Source organism: Salmonella sp. 32082101201600294FB01SM01, assembly GCF_017572865.1.
In the GTDB taxonomy this organism is placed as follows: Bacteria; Pseudomonadota; Gammaproteobacteria; order Enterobacterales; family Enterobacteriaceae; genus Salmonella; species Salmonella enterica.
The window spans coordinates 519,421-536,850 of record NZ_JAGESB010000003.1 but is presented as its reverse complement, the minus strand read 5'-3'; the positions used below and the strand labels follow the sequence as shown (position 1 = coordinate 536,850).

Below are 17,430 nucleotides of genomic sequence, written 5' to 3'. Positions count from 1 at the left end.
ACCAAAGGCGTTCTCCACGCCCGGTCGCCCCTACGCAGTTGCACTTCCTTTCATTTGCTGTGGCCAGTTTGCGGGAAGACTTTCACCTTCAGTAATTAAGTTTGGGGTGATCTTCTTTACTCAATAAATTATTTTTGTCGTTCAGCTCCTCACGGACTTTTGCCAGTGACTTCTGAAAAGCCGGGATTGTTTGCAGTCTTGCAAACTCTACTGCTCCCACATAACGGCCAGCATCAACATCACTTTGCCAGTGAGCACCACATATCACTCTGCTTTGCCCGAACTCCCATCCTCGTCTGGCGAGCTCCTGCGCGCGTTCCGGTCTGGCCTGGGATAATACTAATGCCAGAAGTGTACCATAAGCAGTATGCCCGGAAGGGTAAGAGCCATCTTTTCGCAAAGTATTCTCATCTTCAGGACGGCAGGTGGAATGATTAAATAAGACAAAGGGGCGAGTACGCATATAATATTTTTTTGCCGAAGCAGTAGCGTAGTAGCCGCCCATTTTCAGAAGATTCTGTAACATATTCCAGGTTTCAGGCGTATCTTTGGGATTAATTTTAGCACCCACTACTGGCGAGAATATTCTAGCTATATTTTCCACGCTTACATCTGCATCCTCAGCAGCTTGTTTCCATCGTGGGGAACCCTTTATCGCATAGCCCTTAAAATAAGCCTCTTTATCATAGCGGAAAGCCGGATCATCATTACCTGGCGGTGGTGGTAAGTAGAACTGACTGTTCACTGATTCTTCAGGAGAATGAAAGAGTTGCACTGTTGCTGCTGATGTATATTTAGCTACGATCAGTGGTAGAAAAAATAGTAAATAACGACTTTTCATAAAGACTCACTCCGGATCATACAATAATAAACAGATGTGATTCTATAATGATTTATTGAAATGGTTATTCAACATACAGGTAAAAAAGCAGGACGCTGTACTGGCATTATCCTCTACCCATACCGAACTGACTGCAGCGGACAACAGAACAATACTGGTACTTCCGGCTAACAGCATTTTGTTTAACTTTTCCCCCGGTTATTTTTTATCTGCGTGCCTGACTGACACGCATTAGGTTAAAATGTTTACGTAATAACAAAGTATGAATAAGTATTTTAAAATATGTGCCCTGTTACCCCGATAGTTACCACCAGTTATGATGTGCTGAGTATTAATTTATGATTATGAACAAGAGCCGGAAACAGTATTTAAGAATAAAGAAACCGAAAAAGAAAAAATGCTAAAATTGGCGAAGGAATTGTTGTTGTCAGTGATGGAAAAGTTCATGGCGGAGATATTGGACTCACTTGTCGAGGCTAGCGAACCGTCAGATGGAGTGATACGCGTTATTACTGGTAATAATCTCCCTGTAGCTAAGTAAGCTTTTGACCCAGGCCCAAAGATGAGCGGCTGATCGCCGAAGCGCTGGGCGTTGTGCCAGAGAAAATCTGGCCTTCTCGTTATAGCTAGTCAGGCCGGAATAGCTAGTCAGGCCGGAGATGGGGGCTACGGATTTCCATTCCCAGAAAAGCAAAAACCCAGCCATAGGCTGGGTTTTCTGAATAAGTGGTGCCCGGACTCGGAATCGAACCAAGGACACGGGGATTTTCAATCCCCTGCTCTACCGACTGAGCTATCCGGGCAACGGGGCGCATTAAACCGTAAAGGGACGCGGTCGTCAACGGCTTTACACGAAAAAAGTGATAAAAGCGCGCTGACTGCCTGCTTTTCAGGCAAAATGCATAAAATCAGTACCCCGTCAGGTGAGCGCTCCACCCTGACGGCACTGTGCAAAACGCAGAATATCTTCCGCCAACCGCTGAGCGGTATCTACATCAGCCTGACTGCGGTTGACCAGCATTCGGCTGAGACAACCTTCCAGCACCAGCTCCATCTGCCTTGCAACCATTGCCGGATCGTCAATTTCCAGCGTGGTCAGTAGTTCATGGGTAAAATCATGTGCCGTGCGTTTTTGTTGATTAGCCAGTTGGTGAATAGGATGGGTTGGATCGGGATAAAACGTACAGGCGGCAATGAACAAGCAACCGGGATAACGGTTATTACTGACACATTCCGAGAGCGCGCTGTAGCGTGCCAGTAGCTTTTGTTCAGCAGAAAGCGTCTCATCAAGAAGAAGCTGGCGTCGCCAGATATCTACCTGCTGACTCAGATAACGTAGCGCGTCATATAAAATGGCTTCTTTATCTGGCCAGAAACGCTGTAATGTGTCGAGTGGGCGATTTACGCGCTCCGCCACCATTTCCAGCGTAGTATCGGCTATCCCTTGCGTCTCCAGTAATTTCAGGGCTTCTCCCAGAATATCTTCACGTTGCACGGTATTCTCCTCCGTCTTTGCTTTTGCAAGTGTCGCTCACGGTTGGCGATCGTGCAAATGCGCGCTAAAGGTGGCAGCGTCCATAAAGCCGGTGACTCGCGATTGCGGCTGTTCCTGGCCTTGGGCATTAAAGAACAGAATGGTGGGCAGCCCGAGGACTTGCAGATGCTTTAACAGCGCGACATCCTGCGCATTGTTAGCGGTGACGTTAGCCTGCAAGAGCACCGTGTCGCCGAGCGCCTGCTGGACCCGCGGATCGCTGAAGGTATACTTTTCAAACTCTTTACAGGCCACGCACCAGTCGGCGTAGAAATCCAGCATAACGGGTTTGCCTTTGGCCTGCGCCAGCGCCTGATTGAGTTCGTCCACGGTAGAAATAGCCGTGAAATTGAGGTGCGCTGGAGCTTGCGCGGATGGCGATCCGAACGCCCAATCCTGTAGAGGCCGCACGCTAATGAGCGCAGCCGCCAGCAGGATAATCTGTACGATACGCATCCACGCTTGTCTGGCCTGAAGGCTGGTGATAAAGGCCCAACCAAAGAAAGCGACGCCCAGCAGCGACCACAGACGTAAACCCCAGGCCTCGCCAATAATCCGCTCCAGTAAAAAGACCGGTAACGCGAGGATCACGAAACCAAAAGCGGTTTTGACATGCGCCATCCACGGGCCGCTTTTCGGTAGCAGGCGGTTGCCAAACACGGTGACCAGCATTAGCGGCAGACCCATACCTAATGCATACAAATACAGCGTACCGCCGCCCAGCCACATGTTGCCGCTCTGAGCGATATAAAGCAGGATCGCGCTTAACGGCGCTGTAGTGCAGGGCGAGCAAATTAATCCGGCAATCGCCCCCATAACAAAAACGCCGCCGGGCGAGCCGCCTTGCTGACGATTACTCATTAACGTCAGCCGGGTTTGCAGTGAGGAGGGGAGCTGTAGTGTGAACAGGCCAAACATCGACAACGCAAGCAGGGTGAACACGGTGGCAAGGCCGATTAACACATAAGGGTGCTGCAGCGCCGCCTGAAACTGTAATCCCGCCGCGGCGACGACCAGACCCAGTGCGGTATAGGTCAGCGCCATCCCTTGTACATAGATAAAGGCCAGCAGCAGTGCGCGCCCCGTCGACAAACGTTGCCTTCCCCCCAGGACAATACCGGAAATCAGCGGATACATGGGTAAAACGCAGGGCGTAAAGGCGATGCCGATGCCGATCAGCAGCGCCCAGAGCGCGGAAAAAGGTAGCTGGGCGGCGGGTTTTGACGTCTCACCCGTCTGGGTGACAGCAGGCGTCGGCGTGGCGTCTATTGCCGCGGCGACTTCACTTAGCGGCACCGTTTTCGTTTCCGGCGGATAACAGAATCCCGCATCGGCGCACCCCTGGTACGTTACCGTTAATGTCGCGCCAGCCGCCGCCTGGTTAACCGTTACCGGAACGTTTAGCCGCTTACGGTAGATTTCGCTTTTTCCGTAGAATTCATCTTCATGCCAGACGCCTGCCGGGAGTTGGACTGCGGCGATATCCGCTTTCGTTGGCGTGATGCTGATTTGTTTACGGTAAAGGTAGTAACCCTCTTTTACCTGCCAGGAGAGGGTAAGATCGTGTTGATTTTGCTGAAAATCAAAAACAAACGCCCGGTCGGCAGGGACGAACTGCGAGCGACCCGGCGCGTCGAATAATCCGGCGAAGGCGGATGTGCTGCACAGCAGCAGGATCAGCGTAAAGATGCGTTGAGCCATGAGAGGTAATCAGTATCTCCGTGAGTAACAGGTAAAACCAGAAGTTCAGGCGTTTGATACGGGTGATGAGACTTCAGGCACTCGATAAGCGCTTGCTGATGTGAAACGGTGGTCTTTAAGATCATTTGAACTTCATACTCCTGCTCCAGTTTGCCTTCCCAGTAGTACAGCGATGTCGCGCCGGGGAGGAGGGTGGCGCAGGCGGCCAGTTTTTCCGCCAGCACTTTGGCGGCCAGATCCTGGGCGGTAGCTTCATCCGGGGCGGTACAAAGCACCACAACGGCCTCGGGGATGGAAATATCCTGACTCTTAACATCAAGCATAAACACCTCGAAAGAACAAAAAGACCCGCAAGTGAACGGTCACTATACAACGGACGAGGGCAGGATGTTAGTCAAAGGGCGGGAGAATGCGGGGCGTGATACGCCCCGCGGGTGAAACACTTACAGCATAAAGCTGCCCAGCAGGAAGCCGAAGCAGACAGCCAGAACGACGCCCAGGGTGCCTGGGATGAAGAACGGGTGGTTAAAGACGAATTTACCGATACGGGTTGTACCGGTGTCATCCATCTGTACTGCCGCAACCAGAGTCGGGTAGGTCGGCAAAATGAACAGGCCGGAAACGGCGGCGAAGGAAGCGACTGCCGTCAGCGGAGAGACGTTCAGCGCCAGCGCCATCGGCATCAGCGCTTTCGCTGTTGCCGCCTGAGAGTAGAGCAGCGCGGAAGCAAAGAAGAAGATGACGGCCAGCAGCCACGGATGACCCTGGATGACGCTACCCGCAGTGTCTTTGATCCAGTCGATGTTAGCGGATACGAAGGTATCGCCCAGCCACGCCACGCCCAGAATACAGATACAGGCGCTCATCCCTGCTTTAAAGGTGCTGGAGTTGAGGATGGCGTCAGTTTCCACTTTACACAGGATGGTGGTCAGCGTTGCGACGCTCAACATGATGATCAAAATAGCGTTGGTGGTGTTCATCAGCGGTTTTTCAACCAGGCCGAGGCTCGGACTGTTGACAATCGCATAAACAACCACGCAGATAACGCCCAGCAGGAACAGCCAGACGGAATTTTTTGCCATCGGTTTGATTTCAATCTGCTTTTCACCACGCAGTTCAATCAGCCCTTCTTCCAGACGCTTGCGGTAAATCGGATCGTCCGACAGTTTGGAGTTGAACAGCATCGTGACCAGGAAGGACATCACCAGCACCGCCAGCAGCGTAGAGGGGATAACCACGGACAGCAGGTGAATGTAGCTAATGCCATGACCTTCCATAACAGAAGACATATACACCACGGCCGCAGAAATCGGCGAGGCGGTAATCGCAATCTGCGCGGATACCACGGCGGTCGAGAGCGGACGGCAAGGTTTGATTCCCTGCTCCTTCGCGACTTCAGCAATAACCGGCAGCGTTGCCAGGGAAATGTTCCCGGTACCAGCAAAAATAGTCAGGAAATAGGTCACAATCGGTGCGAGGATAGTGATGTATTTCGGGTTCTTACGCAGCAGTTTTTCCGTCTGGTTTACCAAATAATCCAGACCGCCCGCGACCTGCATAGCAGAGATCGCGGCGATAACCGCCATGATGATGGAAATGACATCGAATGGAATTGTCCCTGGCTTCACGCCGATGGCGGCAAGTACCAGAACACCCAGCCCACCTGCGAATCCAATACCGATGCCCCCAAGTCTGGCGCCCAAAAAGATTGCCAGCAAAACAATGATAAGTTCGACAACTATCATATTAGCCTTCCTTGTTGTTTAACAAGTTGATATTAAATTGTTGTTATTTGGTAACTTCTTGTAAGAAAAAAGGCACGTCATCGTGACGTGCCTCTTTGGTACTACCCTGTACGATTACTGTTCGCTTTCATCAGTATAACGTTTAGCTTTATAAGCCGGGTGCATCAAGTTCTGCACGGAGAAAATATCGTCCAGCTCGGCTTCCGTTAACAGGCCGCGCTCCAGCACAACTTCACGTACGCTCTTACCGGTTTCAGCACAGATTTTACCGACGATGTCGCCGTTGTGGTGGCCGATGAACGGGTTGAGGTAAGTGACGATACCGATGGAGTTATAAACGTACCCTTCGCACACTTCTTTATTCGCGGTAATGCCGTTAACGCATTTTTCCAGCAGGTTGTAGCACGCGTTGCTCAGAATGTGGATGGATTCGAACATCGCCTGACCGATAACCGGCTCCATAACGTTCAACTGCAACTGACCGGCTTCCGCCGCCATCGTAACGGTGGTGTCGTTACCGATGACTTTAAAGCATACCTGGTTTACGACTTCTGGTACAACCGGGTTCACTTTGGCTGGCATGATGGAAGAGCCCGCCTGCAGTTCCGGCAGGTTGATCTCGTTCAGGCCGGCACGAGGACCAGAAGAGAGCAAGCGCAGGTCGTTACAGATTTTGGACATCTTCACTGCCAGACGTTTCAGCGCGCTGTGAACCATAACATACGCGCCACAGTCAGATGTCGCCTCAATCAGATCTTCAGCCGGAACACAGGCGAAACCAGTGACTTCAGCCAGTTTTTTCACCGCCAGCGGAGAGTATTCTTTCGGCGTGTTCAGACCGGTACCGATTGCCGTTGCGCCAAGGTTGACTTCCAGCAGCAGCTCAGCAGTACGCTCGATGCTTTTCACTTCTTCTTTCAGCAGGATGCTGAACGCACGGAATTCTTGACCAAGCGTCATCGGTACGGCGTCCTGCAACTGGGTACGACCCATTTTCAGGATGTCCTGGAATTCAACCGCTTTACGTTCGAAACCTTCACGCAACTGGTTGATGGCATCGATCAGTTTGACGATAGAGGCGTAAACCGCTATACGGAAGCCTGTCGGATAGGCATCGTTAGTGGATTGACATTTATTCACGTGGTCGTTCGGGTTCAGGTACTGATATTCACCTTTCTGATGACCCATCAGTTCCAGCCCGATGTTGGCCAGCACTTCGTTGGTATTCATGTTGACGGAAGTGCCCGCGCCGCCCTGATAGACATCTACCGGGAACTGGTCCATGCACTTACCGTTGTTAAGGACTTCATCACATGCGGCAATGATGGCGTTCGCCACACTCTTAGGAATGGTTTGCAGCTCTTTGTTGGCCAGCGCCGCCGCTTTTTTTACCATAACCATGCCACGCACAAATTCAGGGATGTCGCTGATTTTGTTATTGCTAATGTAGAAGTTTTCAATCGCTCTCAGAGTGTGAACACCATAGTAGGCTTCAGCTGGAACTTCCCTGGTACCCAACAGATCTTCTTCGATACGAATGTTGTTTGACATGTGAACCTTCTTTTTCAAGCTGCCAATGATTTTACTTTAAAACACACAGGATATATGTGATTTCGAATGTTTTCTGACCGACGATTATCCCCTCCATCGGCCTGATAAACGAGATCATATGCTGGTTCAGAATTCCTACCGTAATCTGGATCACTTAAAGTGTGGGAATTTACCCCTTATTTATTATTTTGTGAAATAGGTCACCGCTTTAGTATTACTACCTAAAATAGGTGTACAAACCACTTGAAATTTTGCTACGCACCACCATATCGAATCGATGCGAATCGCAACCCCATTCAAATGGTCGTCGCAGACGGCCATGACTTACAGGAGAGTCCTTTGCGCTGGATACCCTTTTTAGCTGTCTTTCTCTATGTTTACATTGAGATTTCTATCTTTATCCAGGTCGCCCATGTGCTTGGCGTCCTGATGACGCTAATCCTGGTGATTTTTACGTCTGTTATCGGTATGTCGCTGGTACGTAACCAGGGTTTTAAAAACTTTTTGCTGATGCAACAAAAAATGGCGGCCGGTGAGAGCCCGGCGGCAGAAATGATTAAGAGTGTATCGCTGATCATCGCTGGCTTACTGCTCCTGTTGCCGGGATTTTTCACCGATTTTCTCGGCCTCCTCCTTTTGTTACCGCCAGTGCAAAAACATTTGACGCTGAAGTTGCTGCCGCATTTACGTTTTTCCCGGATGCCGGGCGGCGGGTTTAGCGCGGGTACTGGCGGTGGCGAAACATTTGACGGCGAGTATCAGCGTAAAGATGACGATCGCGATCGTATTGAACATAAAGACGATCGTCGGGATTAAAGGTAGAGATGTTGGTCGGATAAGTCGCGCGAGGCGTTATCCGGCCAGCGGATGCGTCTTACGCCATGCGTTTTCGCTTCGGTAAAAACAGCCATAATGCAGCCAGCATGATAATGGCATATAAGCTTTTCCACCCCAGCATTGCCAGCAATAACAGGCACAGTAGACAACCCGTCACCGCCAGTGCATAGCAACGCCCTTTCAACAGTCGACAGCCCGCCAGCATACAAAGCAGATAGAGCATAATAAAAATACCGTTAGCATAGACGATCAGCGCATTGAGGTTAATCTTCAGGGCATAGACGACCAGGGAACTCACGCAACAACAGGCCAGAATAACGTTTAACGCGTGCAAGGGAAGGCGCCCGGGAGAGAGTTGAGCCAGATAGTGATCGGGCTGATATTGCATTTGCGTCCATATCAGACGCGCAAAACTCTGAGCATACACATTCAGGCTGGCAAAGCAGGTGAGATAACCAATAATGCAGGCTACCCACAACGCCTGGATACCGAAGAGATGAACAATAATAAGCGGTAGCGATGCTGTTGCCGCTATCTTGTCGCTATAGACGCCAAAATGCAGCACCACGGCGGTACAGGCCCAATAAATGGCGCCGGCCAGCATCAGGCCAATGATCAATGCGCGCGGAAAATCACGTTCAGGATTTTTAAATTCAGACGACAAATGCGTAAAAGCCTCAATTCCCACAAATCCCCAGAACATGATCGCCAGGGCGGTACACAGTCGGGAAAAGGTGATTTCGTTTGCGGTTGGGAAGGTGATATCTGCAGGTTTAATTGCGCCTTTCCACAGAATGGCGGCAATAAGCGCGATAATTAATCCAGCGATAATGGCTTGCAGGTTGGCGCTGGAGCTGGCGCCGCGCGATCCCATAAACCATAGTAAACCTAGAGTACCCAGCTCCCCAAATAAGAGCTGTTCGCTTTGCCAGCCAAACAGCGCCTGGCCGAAACCCACCGCAATATGCAAGGCTGCGGGAAAACTAACAGGAATGACTGATAAAAACAGCCAACTGATCACTCGTTGCAGACGCGGGCCAAATGCCATCCCGACAAAATGCGCTACGCCGCCAGCGTGTGGAAAATGACGCCCCAGCACAGCAAAGACAATCGCAATAGGGAAAATCAAAATAATGAGCAGCGGCCATGCCCAAAGGCTGATGTCGCCTGCCGCCAGCGCAGCCAGCTCCGGAAGCGCAAAAACGCCAGTCCCTAATAATGATGTGGTTAACAAGATAACGCCCTGAACCAACCCAAGCTCTTTTTTTAGTTCATTCATCAGCTCATTATCCGGCGGCATTGTAACGTCAGGTGACGACAGGCATTTTTAAGCGTATCACACACGCCTTTTCTTATAGCAGGATGTTCTAAACCTTGGGTAAACGTGAGATAAGTAGCGTTTTTACCGCTTTTTTCGCTCAGAAGAATTTTTTTTCATCTCCCCCCTTGAAGGGGCAAAACCCCATCCCCATCTCTCTGGTCACCAGCCGGGAAACCGTTTACGGGCCGGCGTCACCCATAACTGATAATGACTTTCTCAAAGGAGAGCTATCAATGAGTATTCGTCCGTTACATGATCGTGTGATCGTCAAACGTAAAGAAGTTGAGTCCAAATCTGCTGGCGGCATCGTACTGACCGGTTCCGCAGCGGGTAAATCAACTCGTGGCGAAATCATCGCTGTCGGTAAGGGTCGCATCCTGGACAACGGTACTGTACAGCCGCTGGACGTGAAAGTTGGCGACATCGTTATTTTTAACGATGGCTACGGTGTGAAATCTGAAAAGATCGACAATGAAGAAGTGTTGATCATGTCTGAAAGCGACATTCTGGCAATTGTTGAAGCGTAATCCGCGAACGACACTGAACATACGAATTTAAGGGAAAGAGAAAATGGCAGCTAAAGACGTAAAATTCGGTAACGACGCTCGTGTGAAAATGCTGCGCGGCGTAAACGTACTGGCAGATGCAGTGAAAGTAACCCTCGGTCCGAAAGGCCGTAACGTGGTTCTGGATAAATCTTTCGGTGCGCCGACTATCACTAAAGATGGTGTTTCCGTAGCGCGTGAAATCGAGCTGGAAGACAAGTTTGAAAACATGGGCGCGCAGATGGTGAAAGAAGTTGCCTCTAAAGCGAACGACGCTGCAGGCGACGGCACCACCACCGCGACCGTACTGGCGCAGTCCATCATTACCGAAGGCCTGAAAGCCGTTGCTGCGGGCATGAACCCGATGGACCTGAAACGTGGTATCGACAAAGCGGTTGCTGCTGCGGTTGAAGAGCTGAAAGCCCTGTCCGTACCGTGCTCCGACTCTAAAGCGATTGCTCAGGTAGGTACTATCTCCGCTAACTCCGACGAAACCGTAGGTAAACTGATCGCGGAAGCGATGGATAAAGTCGGTAAAGAAGGCGTCATCACCGTTGAAGACGGTACCGGTCTGCAGGACGAACTGGACGTGGTTGAAGGTATGCAGTTTGACCGCGGCTACCTGTCTCCTTACTTCATCAACAAGCCGGAAACTGGCGCAGTAGAGCTGGAAAGCCCGTTCATCCTGCTGGCTGATAAGAAAATCTCCAACATCCGCGAAATGCTGCCGGTTCTGGAAGCCGTTGCAAAAGCAGGCAAACCGCTGCTGATCATCGCTGAAGATGTTGAAGGCGAAGCGCTGGCTACCCTGGTTGTTAACACCATGCGTGGCATCGTGAAAGTGGCTGCGGTTAAGGCACCTGGCTTCGGCGATCGTCGTAAAGCAATGCTGCAGGATATCGCTACCCTGACCGGCGGTACCGTAATCTCTGAAGAGATCGGTATGGAGCTGGAAAAAGCAACCCTGGAAGACCTGGGTCAGGCGAAACGCGTTGTGATCAACAAAGACACCACCACCATCATCGATGGCGTGGGTGAAGAAGCTGCAATCCAGGGCCGTGTTGCTCAGATCCGTCAGCAGATTGAAGAAGCGACCTCCGACTACGATCGTGAAAAACTGCAGGAGCGCGTAGCGAAACTGGCAGGCGGCGTTGCGGTTATCAAAGTTGGCGCTGCGACCGAAGTTGAAATGAAAGAGAAGAAAGCCCGCGTTGAAGATGCCCTGCACGCGACCCGTGCTGCGGTAGAAGAAGGCGTGGTTGCTGGTGGTGGCGTTGCGCTGATCCGCGTTGCTTCTAAAATTGCTGACCTGAAAGGCCAGAACGAAGACCAGAACGTGGGTATCAAAGTTGCGCTGCGCGCAATGGAAGCTCCGCTGCGTCAGATCGTGCTGAACTGCGGCGAAGAGCCGTCTGTTGTCGCTAACACCGTTAAAGGCGGCGACGGTAACTACGGTTACAACGCAGCAACTGAAGAATACGGCAACATGATCGATATGGGTATCCTGGACCCAACCAAAGTTACCCGTTCTGCGCTGCAGTACGCGGCTTCAGTGGCTGGTCTGATGATCACTACCGAGTGCATGGTGACCGACCTGCCGAAAAGCGATGCTCCTGATTTAGGCGCTGCTGGCGGCATGGGTGGTATGGGTGGTATGGGCGGCATGATGTAATTGCCCACACCCTGCATCCTTCAGGCTGTAGATGCGTTGGCTAACCCCAGTCACTTACTTGAGTAAGTGACTGGGGATTAACAAACTGGTCGCCTTCCTGCAACCAGAATGATTTGGGTGCTTATCTCCCAGAATTGAGAAACCCCCGGGCAGAAATGACCGGGGGTTTTTCTTTTAGTCATCTTTTTAGTATAAGATTCAGATACGGACAAAACGTCCAGCTCATTGATTATGGGGAATAACATGCACGTGAAATATTTAGCAGGGATCGTTGGCGCCGCGCTGCTGATGGCGGGTTGTAGCTCCAGCAACGAACTCACCGCTGCCGGCCAAAATGTACGCTTTGTCGAAGATAAGCCGGGCGCGGAATGCCAGCTTATTGGTACGGCAACCGGTAAACAGAGTAACTGGTTTTCAGGCCAGCACGGCGAAGAGGGTGGCTCAATGCGTGGCGCAGCGAACGATCTGCGTAATCAGGCAGCCGCGATGGGTGGAAACGTGCTGTATGGCGTAAGTAGTCCGTCACAGGGCATGTTGTCCAGTTTTGTCCCGACGGCCAGCGAGATGAACGGCCAGGTTTATAAATGTCCGAATTGATATGTCTGAATCGTAACGCCCTCTGAAAGATTCAGAGGGCGATATGGTTAGCGTTTTCCCTGCGATGATGCCATGCGTAGATTATGCAACGCGCGCATGCATTGATCTTGCGTCAGACGCGCTGCTTTACCGGTTCCAAGCGTTCTGACAAAAACCTTACACGGTTTTCCTTCCAGCTTTTTAAGACGCGGGCTGAAATTCAGCAAGCGGCGTGATATTGCTTCAGCTTCTTTAGAGCCTGACTGACTACGGGTCTTAATGATGGTGCCGCAATCATGCGATTGTCCTGCCTCATCCGTATAACGATAAACGAGCGCTAAATAATGGTTATACAGATTATGTTTCCAGTCAGGCTGGTTATAGGTATCGAATTCGATATTACCGTTTTCCAGGCAGTCAGCATCGTATAATGGTAAAAAGTCCAGCATTGAAGAAATACGCAATGCGAGCTCACGCATTTCGGCATTATTAATGGCGTGAATAATAGCCATCACCAGAACTTCAACCTGCCACTCACCGACCTGTAAATCAAGATGGCTACCATTGTGCAGCTTTAACGTAAAAGTTAATACTTTTTCTGTATTATCGCTCAACGCTAAAGATTCAACACGCTGATTAACATCGGCGTTTTCCAGCTCTTCACGGAGTATTGCCGGAATATTCTCATGCATTTTAAGCACATGACTGCTTTTGGCTTTCTGGCGTTTTTCCTGCTCTTGTTCCGGCAGCGAGTGTTGTAAATAAAGCCGGTGTTCAAGGCCGATCAACAAGTCTCGCAGCGCGAGCACAGGAAAGAAAAGCAGTGTTTCTTTATTTCTCAGTGACTTCACCTTAAGCGCCAGCGCGATAAACTTATCATTGTGACGAATAACGCCGGTATTTAGTCCCTTAATCGTTAAGGCCATGTCAATTCTCCACAAATATAAAATAATTAAATGTTTTACTGAAATGTATTTGATATATAAATTGTTTATGCCGCCCTATAAAAAGGAGAACCAGTATAATTCGAAAATGCAGTACACGCTAAGCGAGTCCTAAAACGGACTTTATTGAAAAGAGAGTAGCGGAAAGGTGTATTTAACGAAGGGTATTTTATCGTCGCCAGAGGGTGAGGAGAATCGCGGGGGAATCTCCTCGTGATATTGCGCGGTAATATTTTCGTCGTCCCTGACGCGCCCGCGAGGATTAGCGCTGACGAAGCTGTAAATCCAGCGGTGTTTTGCTCGGTTCGCCGCCGATTTCACGCGCCAGTCTTGGCACCATATAGCCGGATACCAGCGTGAGCAGTTCGCGCATGGTTTGCCGGGCTTCGTCATCGGTGACCATAAAATGCGCGGCGCCCTGCACTTTATCCAGCACATGCAGGTAATAGGGCATCACGCCAGCGTCAAATAGCGCGTTGCTCAGATTCGCCAGCGTTCGCGCGTTATCATTCACGCCACGCAGCAGGACGCTCTGGTTGAGAAGCGTGACGCCCACGTGGCGCAGTTTCTTCATCGCCAGGCAGAACGCCTCGTCCACTTCATTGGCGTGGTTGATATGGTTCACCAACAAAATTTGCAGACGTGACTGGTCAAAGCGGGCGACCAGTTCGTCAGTAATGCGTGCCGGGATGACGATAGGCAACCGGCTGTGGATGCGTAGCCGCTTGACGTGCTTAATGGCTTCCAGTTGCGTGAGCAGCCAGTCCAGCTCATGATCTTTCGCCATCAGCGGATCGCCGCCGGAAAAGATGATCTCATCCAGTTCCGGGTGTGCGGCGATATACTCCAGCGCGACTTTCCAGTTGCGCTTATTGCCTTGATTCTCCGCATACGGGAAGTGACGACGGAAACAGTAGCGGCAATTTACCGCACATCCGCCTTTTACCAGCAATAGCGCCCGGTTTTGGTATTTATGCAATAATCCTGGCACCACGCTGTGTTGCTCTTCCAGCGGGTCGGTGGAGAAACCGGGGGCGACAATAAATTCATCCCGGGACGTCAGCACTTGACGTAAAAGAGGATCGTCAGGGTTGCCCTTCTCCATGCGCGCAATAAAAGCGCGCGGCACGCGGAGGGCAAACAAGCGCCTGGCGTCCTGTCCTGCCCGGAGGTTTTCATCAGCTTCAATCTGTAAAAGATGCAGCAGTTCGTCGGGATTGGTCACAACATCGGCAAGTTGCGCTAACCAATCTTCTCGCAATGGGGTATTTAGGGTTACAATATGCGCCATTTTGTGGCTTAGCTACCAGTTAACAATTTCAGAGGGCCTTATGGCGACTTACTATAGCAACGATTTTCGTTCCGGTCTTAAAATCATGTTGGATGGCGAACCTTATGCGGTTGAATCCAGTGAATTCGTGAAACCGGGTAAAGGCCAGGCGTTTGCCCGCGTTAAGCTGCGCCGTCTGCTGACCGGCACGCGCGTTGAGAAAACCTTCAAATCGACCGATTCCGCTGAAGGCGCGGATGTAGTCGATATGAACCTGACTTACCTGTACAACGACGGTGAGTTCTGGCATTTCATGAACAACGAAACCTTCGAACAGCTGTCTGCAGATGCCAAGGCTATCGGCGACAACGCAAAATGGCTGTTGGATCAGGCGGAATGCATCGTAACCCTGTGGAACGGTCAGCCTATCTCTGTCACTCCGCCGAACTTTGTTGAACTGGAAATTGTTGATACCGACCCAGGTCTGAAGGGCGATACCGCAGGTACTGGCGGCAAACCAGCCACGCTGTCTACTGGCGCAGTGGTTAAAGTTCCGCTGTTCGTGCAGATTGGCGAAGTGATCAAAGTCGATACCCGTTCCGGCGAATACGTATCCCGCGTAAAATAATTTACGTTATCGGGAAAAATGGTGCAGCGTATGCTGCGCCATCCTATTTTTCGCGCCTCAATGATGAAACGCTTTATCTGCCTTGTCGCGCTGGTTCTTCTTACCGGCACATTATTAACGGCATGTAATACCGCCCGCGGCTTCGGCGAAGATATTCAGCATCTTGGCCACGCCATCTCCCGCGCAGCCAGCTAATCGCTTCTCGTCTTCCTAAAATTAGTCGATCGCCCGTCATTTTCTGGGATGTTGTCTATTATTAAGTTGCTATACACAAACAACATTGGCTAGAAAAGGAAGACATTATGGTTAAAAAGACAATTGCAGCGATCTTTTCTGTTTTGGTACTTTCCACTGTATTAACTGCTTGTAATACCACGCGCGGCGTGGGCGAGGACATCTCGGACGGTGGTAGTGCGATCTCTGGCGCTGCAACCAGAGCTCAGCAGTAATCATCAACGGTACGGCATGGCGTCGTACCGTTAATCGATTTTCTCCGGAAGCATAAGAAAGGGAGAATACCGGTTATCCATATGAAGTTTCATACGGATATTACGCTTATAGGTGTAAACCGTTTTCCCGTGAATACCAAGCGCATACGCAATCTCTTTATTGCTGGTGCCTTCCGTCCACATCGCGAGTACCTTTTCCTCCTGCGGAGAGAGCAATGGCGTGGCGCTTTCCGGCGCTTCCTGCAGTGGATGAGTATATAGAGCTCCTTTAATTCGTTGTGCAAGCTCATGTAAAGGCGTGTGTTTAGATAACACCGCATGACTGGCATATTGTGGTCTGTACGGCATATTCCCTGACTGTAATAATACCAACGGCGTCATCCTGCAGGCGGCAAAAAATGCATTGATAGGCTGTTCGGGTAAGGCATCGTTGAGAAAACCATATAAATCAGCGATAACCAGATGGGGCTTCCATTGCAGAATATGTTCTTTCGCCAGTATAAGGTTATTCATCCCGGATACCAGCAGTGAAGAACTGAGCACATCAGTGTGATTAAGCCAGGCCTCCATGCCCGTACGGGTAAAGTGGCATCGGTCTATCACTAAAATTTTCAACATAGTTTTTTGCACCCGGAAGTAGATAAAGCACTTTCTTTCCCAGAAGGCGTTCCATCATAGAGAACTCCTGTGGGCGCTAAATGCGAAAACTACGCGGCTTAAAAGGGCCAATTCCCGCCTTTAGACGGAAAAAAATAAAAAGGTTGAAATTCATTTTCTCTCAGGCAAAAATGGCTTTTCATCCGTATACGTTACAGGACGACCTGTAAACGCTATTCTCACCGGGGACGGCCCCATTAATTATCTGGAGCCTGCTATGTCCTGGATCATTCTATTAATCGCTGGTTTACTTGAAGTGGTATGGGCTGTCGGCCTGAAGTATACCCACGGTTTTTCTCGTCTGACCCCCAGTATTATCACCATTACGGCCATGGTTATCAGTATGGCGTTACTTTCCTGGGCAATGAAAACGCTGCCCGTTGGAACGGCGTACGCCATCTGGACCGGCATCGGCGCCGTCGGGGCGGCAATCACCGGTATCCTTCTGCTGGGCGAGTCTGCCTCACCGGCGCGTTTGCTCAGTCTTGGCTTGATCGTCGCGGGTATCATTGGGCTAAAACTCAGTGCGCATTAATTCGTCGCTGACATTGCTACGAACCTGATTGTTTTACCCAAATTAATTTATTGACGTCAAACCCCTCCCGGGTCGCGACGGCCAGCATTTGCTGTTTTATTTCCTCAGAAAGCGTTGGCGTGCGAGAGAGTATCCACAGATAGTCGCGATCCGGGCCGCACACCAACGCATGACGGTATTCCCGGTCAAGCGCAATCACGTTATAGCCGCCGTAGAACGGGCCGAAAAAAGAGACCTTGAGCGCGGCGCGGTTTGGACTACCGGTAAAATACGCTTTGCCTTCTGTTTTTTGCCACATTCCCCGATCCGGGTTATAGCCTTTATTGATGACATTAATCCCGCCATCGTCACGCAGACTATAGGTGGCCGTGACTTGTTCCAGTCCACGTTCAAATCGATGATCGAGGCGTGCGATCTCATACCAGGTGCCGAGGTAACGTTTGGCATCAAAGTTATTTACCACGGTAACGCCTTTAGGCGGAGTAGGCGAACTACAGGCGACGACCAGAAATGCGGCCGTAACTGCAGCAACGACGGGCAGAATGCGCATAAGATTTTCCTTCCAGTGTTTTTTCTAAGTGTAGAACCTGGCGGGAAAATGAGAGGCAGGAAAAGAAAAAACGC

At 50.6% G+C, this 17,430-nt stretch carries 20 protein-coding genes, 1 tRNA gene and 1 pseudogene; 9 read left to right on the top strand and 13 right to left on the bottom strand.

What is annotated here, in order from left to right; translation table 11 throughout:
• Positions 1–88 precede the first annotated feature (88 nt).
• Together J4645_RS15840 and J4645_RS22280 are read right to left on the bottom strand one after the other, a co-directional pair.
• The gene (locus tag J4645_RS15840) at positions 89–841 is read right to left on the bottom strand and encodes a non-specific acid phosphatase (protein ID WP_000842407.1); all 753 of its coding nucleotides are present in this window, start codon (positions 839–841) and stop codon (positions 89–91) included.
• A 90-nt stretch (positions 842–931) separates the two neighbouring features.
• A pseudogene (locus J4645_RS22280) lies at positions 932–1,018 on the bottom strand (porin family protein); the annotation flags it as partial.
• A gap of 393 nt (positions 1,019–1,411) precedes the next feature.
• Between J4645_RS22280 and J4645_RS22415 the strand changes: the two are divergent.
• The gene (locus J4645_RS22415) at positions 1,412–1,471 is read left to right on the top strand and encodes a helix-turn-helix domain-containing protein (protein WP_071667760.1); all 60 of its coding nucleotides are present in this window, start codon (positions 1,412–1,414) and stop codon (positions 1,469–1,471) included.
• 97 nt (positions 1,472–1,568) lie between these two features.
• Here J4645_RS22415 and J4645_RS15830 read toward each other — a convergent pair.
• The 6 genes from J4645_RS15830 to aspA form a co-directional block, all read right to left on the bottom strand.
• Positions 1,569–1,644: transfer RNA gene (locus J4645_RS15830), tRNA-Phe, on the bottom strand.
• A gap of 116 nt (positions 1,645–1,760) precedes the next feature.
• The gene (locus tag J4645_RS15825; protein ID WP_001188511.1) at positions 1,761–2,336 is read right to left on the bottom strand and encodes a transcriptional regulator; all 576 of its coding nucleotides are present in this window, start codon (positions 2,334–2,336) and stop codon (positions 1,761–1,763) included.
• 36 nt (positions 2,337–2,372) lie between these two features.
• Entirely contained in the window at positions 2,373–4,076 is a 1,704-nt protein-coding gene (locus J4645_RS15820) for a protein-disulfide reductase DsbD (protein WP_001636563.1), read from the bottom strand.
• Entirely contained in the window at positions 4,052–4,399 is a 348-nt protein-coding gene (gene cutA, locus J4645_RS15815) for a divalent cation tolerance protein CutA (protein WP_023212832.1), read from the bottom strand. The genes J4645_RS15820 and cutA overlap by 25 nt, the downstream gene beginning before the upstream one ends.
• A gap of 120 nt (positions 4,400–4,519) precedes the next feature.
• Positions 4,520–5,821 carry an anaerobic C4-dicarboxylate transporter DcuA gene (gene dcuA / locus J4645_RS15810; protein WP_000637595.1) on the bottom strand — a complete coding sequence of 434 codons (1,302 nt, stop codon included), beginning with the start codon at positions 5,819–5,821 and terminating at the stop codon, positions 4,520–4,522.
• Positions 5,822–5,935: 114 nt separating this feature from the next.
• The gene (gene aspA, locus J4645_RS15805; protein WP_000069439.1) at positions 5,936–7,372 is read right to left on the bottom strand and encodes an aspartate ammonia-lyase; all 1,437 of its coding nucleotides are present in this window, start codon (positions 7,370–7,372) and stop codon (positions 5,936–5,938) included.
• A 339-nt stretch (positions 7,373–7,711) separates the two neighbouring features.
• Between aspA and J4645_RS15800 the strand changes: the two genes are divergently transcribed.
• Positions 7,712–8,188 (top strand): FxsA family protein, encoded by a 477-nt coding sequence (locus J4645_RS15800; protein ID WP_001267291.1) that lies wholly within the window; start codon positions 7,712–7,714, stop codon positions 8,186–8,188.
• Between the two features lie 58 nt (positions 8,189–8,246).
• On the opposite strand, the gene yjeH is transcribed toward J4645_RS15800, so the two are convergent.
• Entirely contained in the window at positions 8,247–9,488 is a 1,242-nt protein-coding gene (yjeH, locus tag J4645_RS15795) for an L-methionine/branched-chain amino acid transporter (RefSeq protein ID WP_023215139.1), read from the bottom strand.
• 275 nt (positions 9,489–9,763) lie between these two features.
• On the opposite strand from yjeH, the gene J4645_RS15790 reads away from it, so the two are divergent.
• From J4645_RS15790 to J4645_RS15780, 3 genes are all read left to right on the top strand, one after another.
• Complete coding sequence (locus tag J4645_RS15790) at positions 9,764–10,057, top strand: co-chaperone GroES (protein ID WP_000027827.1); 294 nt, start codon at positions 9,764–9,766, stop codon at positions 10,055–10,057.
• A gap of 43 nt (positions 10,058–10,100) precedes the next feature.
• Positions 10,101–11,747 (top strand): chaperonin GroEL, encoded by a 1,647-nt coding sequence (gene groL, locus J4645_RS15785; protein WP_000729126.1) that lies wholly within the window; start codon positions 10,101–10,103, stop codon positions 11,745–11,747.
• A 243-nt stretch (positions 11,748–11,990) separates the two neighbouring features.
• Complete coding sequence (locus tag J4645_RS15780; RefSeq protein WP_000558210.1) at positions 11,991–12,344, top strand: DUF4156 domain-containing protein; 354 nt, start codon at positions 11,991–11,993, stop codon at positions 12,342–12,344.
• Positions 12,345–12,391: 47 nt separating this feature from the next.
• Here the strand turns inward: J4645_RS15780 and J4645_RS15775 are convergent, their stop codons facing one another.
• Positions 12,392–13,249 carry a YjeJ family protein gene (locus tag J4645_RS15775; protein ID WP_001229228.1) on the bottom strand — a complete coding sequence of 286 codons (858 nt, stop codon included), beginning with the start codon at positions 13,247–13,249 and terminating at the stop codon, positions 12,392–12,394.
• A gap of 280 nt (positions 13,250–13,529) precedes the next feature.
• Positions 13,530–14,558: an EF-P beta-lysylation protein EpmB gene (epmB, locus tag J4645_RS15770; protein ID WP_023215140.1), complete on the bottom strand. Its 1,029-nt coding sequence runs from the start codon at positions 14,556–14,558 to the stop codon at positions 13,530–13,532.
• Between the two features lie 40 nt (positions 14,559–14,598).
• Here epmB and efp point away from each other — a divergent pair, with 40 nt between their 5' ends.
• From efp to ecnB, 3 genes are all read left to right on the top strand, one after another.
• Positions 14,599–15,165 (top strand): elongation factor P, encoded by a 567-nt coding sequence (gene efp, locus J4645_RS15765; RefSeq protein WP_000257282.1) that lies wholly within the window; start codon positions 14,599–14,601, stop codon positions 15,163–15,165.
• Between the two features lie 60 nt (positions 15,166–15,225).
• Positions 15,226–15,360 (top strand): entericidin A/B family lipoprotein, encoded by a 135-nt coding sequence (locus J4645_RS15760; protein ID WP_001670700.1) that lies wholly within the window; start codon positions 15,226–15,228, stop codon positions 15,358–15,360.
• A gap of 107 nt (positions 15,361–15,467) precedes the next feature.
• On the top strand, positions 15,468–15,614 hold the full coding sequence (ecnB, locus tag J4645_RS15755) for a lipoprotein toxin entericidin B (RefSeq protein WP_000239598.1): 147 nt from the start codon (positions 15,468–15,470) through the stop codon (positions 15,612–15,614).
• Between the two features lie 30 nt (positions 15,615–15,644).
• Here ecnB and J4645_RS15750 read toward each other — a convergent pair whose 3' ends face one another.
• Positions 15,645–16,232, bottom strand: a complete 588-nt coding sequence (locus J4645_RS15750) for a LuxR C-terminal-related transcriptional regulator (RefSeq protein WP_000912959.1) — start codon at positions 16,230–16,232, stop codon at positions 15,645–15,647.
• A gap of 256 nt (positions 16,233–16,488) precedes the next feature.
• On the opposite strand from J4645_RS15750, the gene sugE reads away from it, so the two are divergent.
• A complete protein-coding gene (gene sugE, locus J4645_RS15745) occupies positions 16,489–16,806 on the top strand; it encodes a quaternary ammonium compound efflux SMR transporter SugE (protein ID WP_000118469.1) in 318 nt (105 codons plus the stop codon).
• Between the two features lie 16 nt (positions 16,807–16,822).
• Here the strand turns inward: sugE and J4645_RS15740 are convergent, their stop codons facing one another.
• Positions 16,823–17,356: a lipocalin family protein gene (locus J4645_RS15740; protein ID WP_001221670.1), complete on the bottom strand. Its 534-nt coding sequence runs from the start codon at positions 17,354–17,356 to the stop codon at positions 16,823–16,825.
• Positions 17,357–17,430 lie beyond the last annotated feature (74 nt).

Coding starts and splice junctions, on each gene's coding strand:
- J4645_RS15840 (WP_000842407.1), bottom strand. CDS start 841: ATGAAAAGTCGTTATTTACTATTTTTTCTACCACTGATCGTAGCTAAA.
- J4645_RS15820 (WP_001636563.1), bottom strand. CDS start 4,076: ATGGCTCAACGCATCTTTACGCTGATCCTGCTGCTGTGCAGCACATCC.
- cutA (WP_023212832.1), bottom strand. CDS start 4,399: ATGCTTGATGTTAAGAGTCAGGATATTTCCATCCCCGAGGCCGTTGTG.
- dcuA (WP_000637595.1), bottom strand. CDS start 5,821: ATGATAGTTGTCGAACTTATCATTGTTTTGCTGGCAATCTTTTTGGGC.
- aspA (WP_000069439.1), bottom strand. CDS start 7,372: ATGTCAAACAACATTCGTATCGAAGAAGATCTGTTGGGTACCAGGGAA.
- yjeH (WP_023215139.1), bottom strand. CDS start 9,488: ATGAATGAACTAAAAAAAGAGCTTGGGTTGGTTCAGGGCGTTATCTTG.
- J4645_RS15790 (WP_000027827.1), top strand. CDS start 9,764: ATGAGTATTCGTCCGTTACATGATCGTGTGATCGTCAAACGTAAAGAA.
- groL (WP_000729126.1), top strand. CDS start 10,101: ATGGCAGCTAAAGACGTAAAATTCGGTAACGACGCTCGTGTGAAAATG.
- J4645_RS15780 (WP_000558210.1), top strand. CDS start 11,991: ATGCACGTGAAATATTTAGCAGGGATCGTTGGCGCCGCGCTGCTGATG.
- J4645_RS15775 (WP_001229228.1), bottom strand. CDS start 13,249: ATGGCCTTAACGATTAAGGGACTAAATACCGGCGTTATTCGTCACAAT.
- epmB (WP_023215140.1), bottom strand. CDS start 14,558: ATGGCGCATATTGTAACCCTAAATACCCCATTGCGAGAAGATTGGTTA.
- efp (WP_000257282.1), top strand. CDS start 14,599: ATGGCGACTTACTATAGCAACGATTTTCGTTCCGGTCTTAAAATCATG.
- J4645_RS15760 (WP_001670700.1), top strand. CDS start 15,226: ATGATGAAACGCTTTATCTGCCTTGTCGCGCTGGTTCTTCTTACCGGC.
- ecnB (WP_000239598.1), top strand. CDS start 15,468: ATGGTTAAAAAGACAATTGCAGCGATCTTTTCTGTTTTGGTACTTTCC.
- J4645_RS15750 (WP_000912959.1), bottom strand. CDS start 16,232: ATGTTGAAAATTTTAGTGATAGACCGATGCCACTTTACCCGTACGGGC.
- sugE (WP_000118469.1), top strand. CDS start 16,489: ATGTCCTGGATCATTCTATTAATCGCTGGTTTACTTGAAGTGGTATGG.
- J4645_RS15740 (WP_001221670.1), bottom strand. CDS start 17,356: ATGCGCATTCTGCCCGTCGTTGCTGCAGTTACGGCCGCATTTCTGGTC.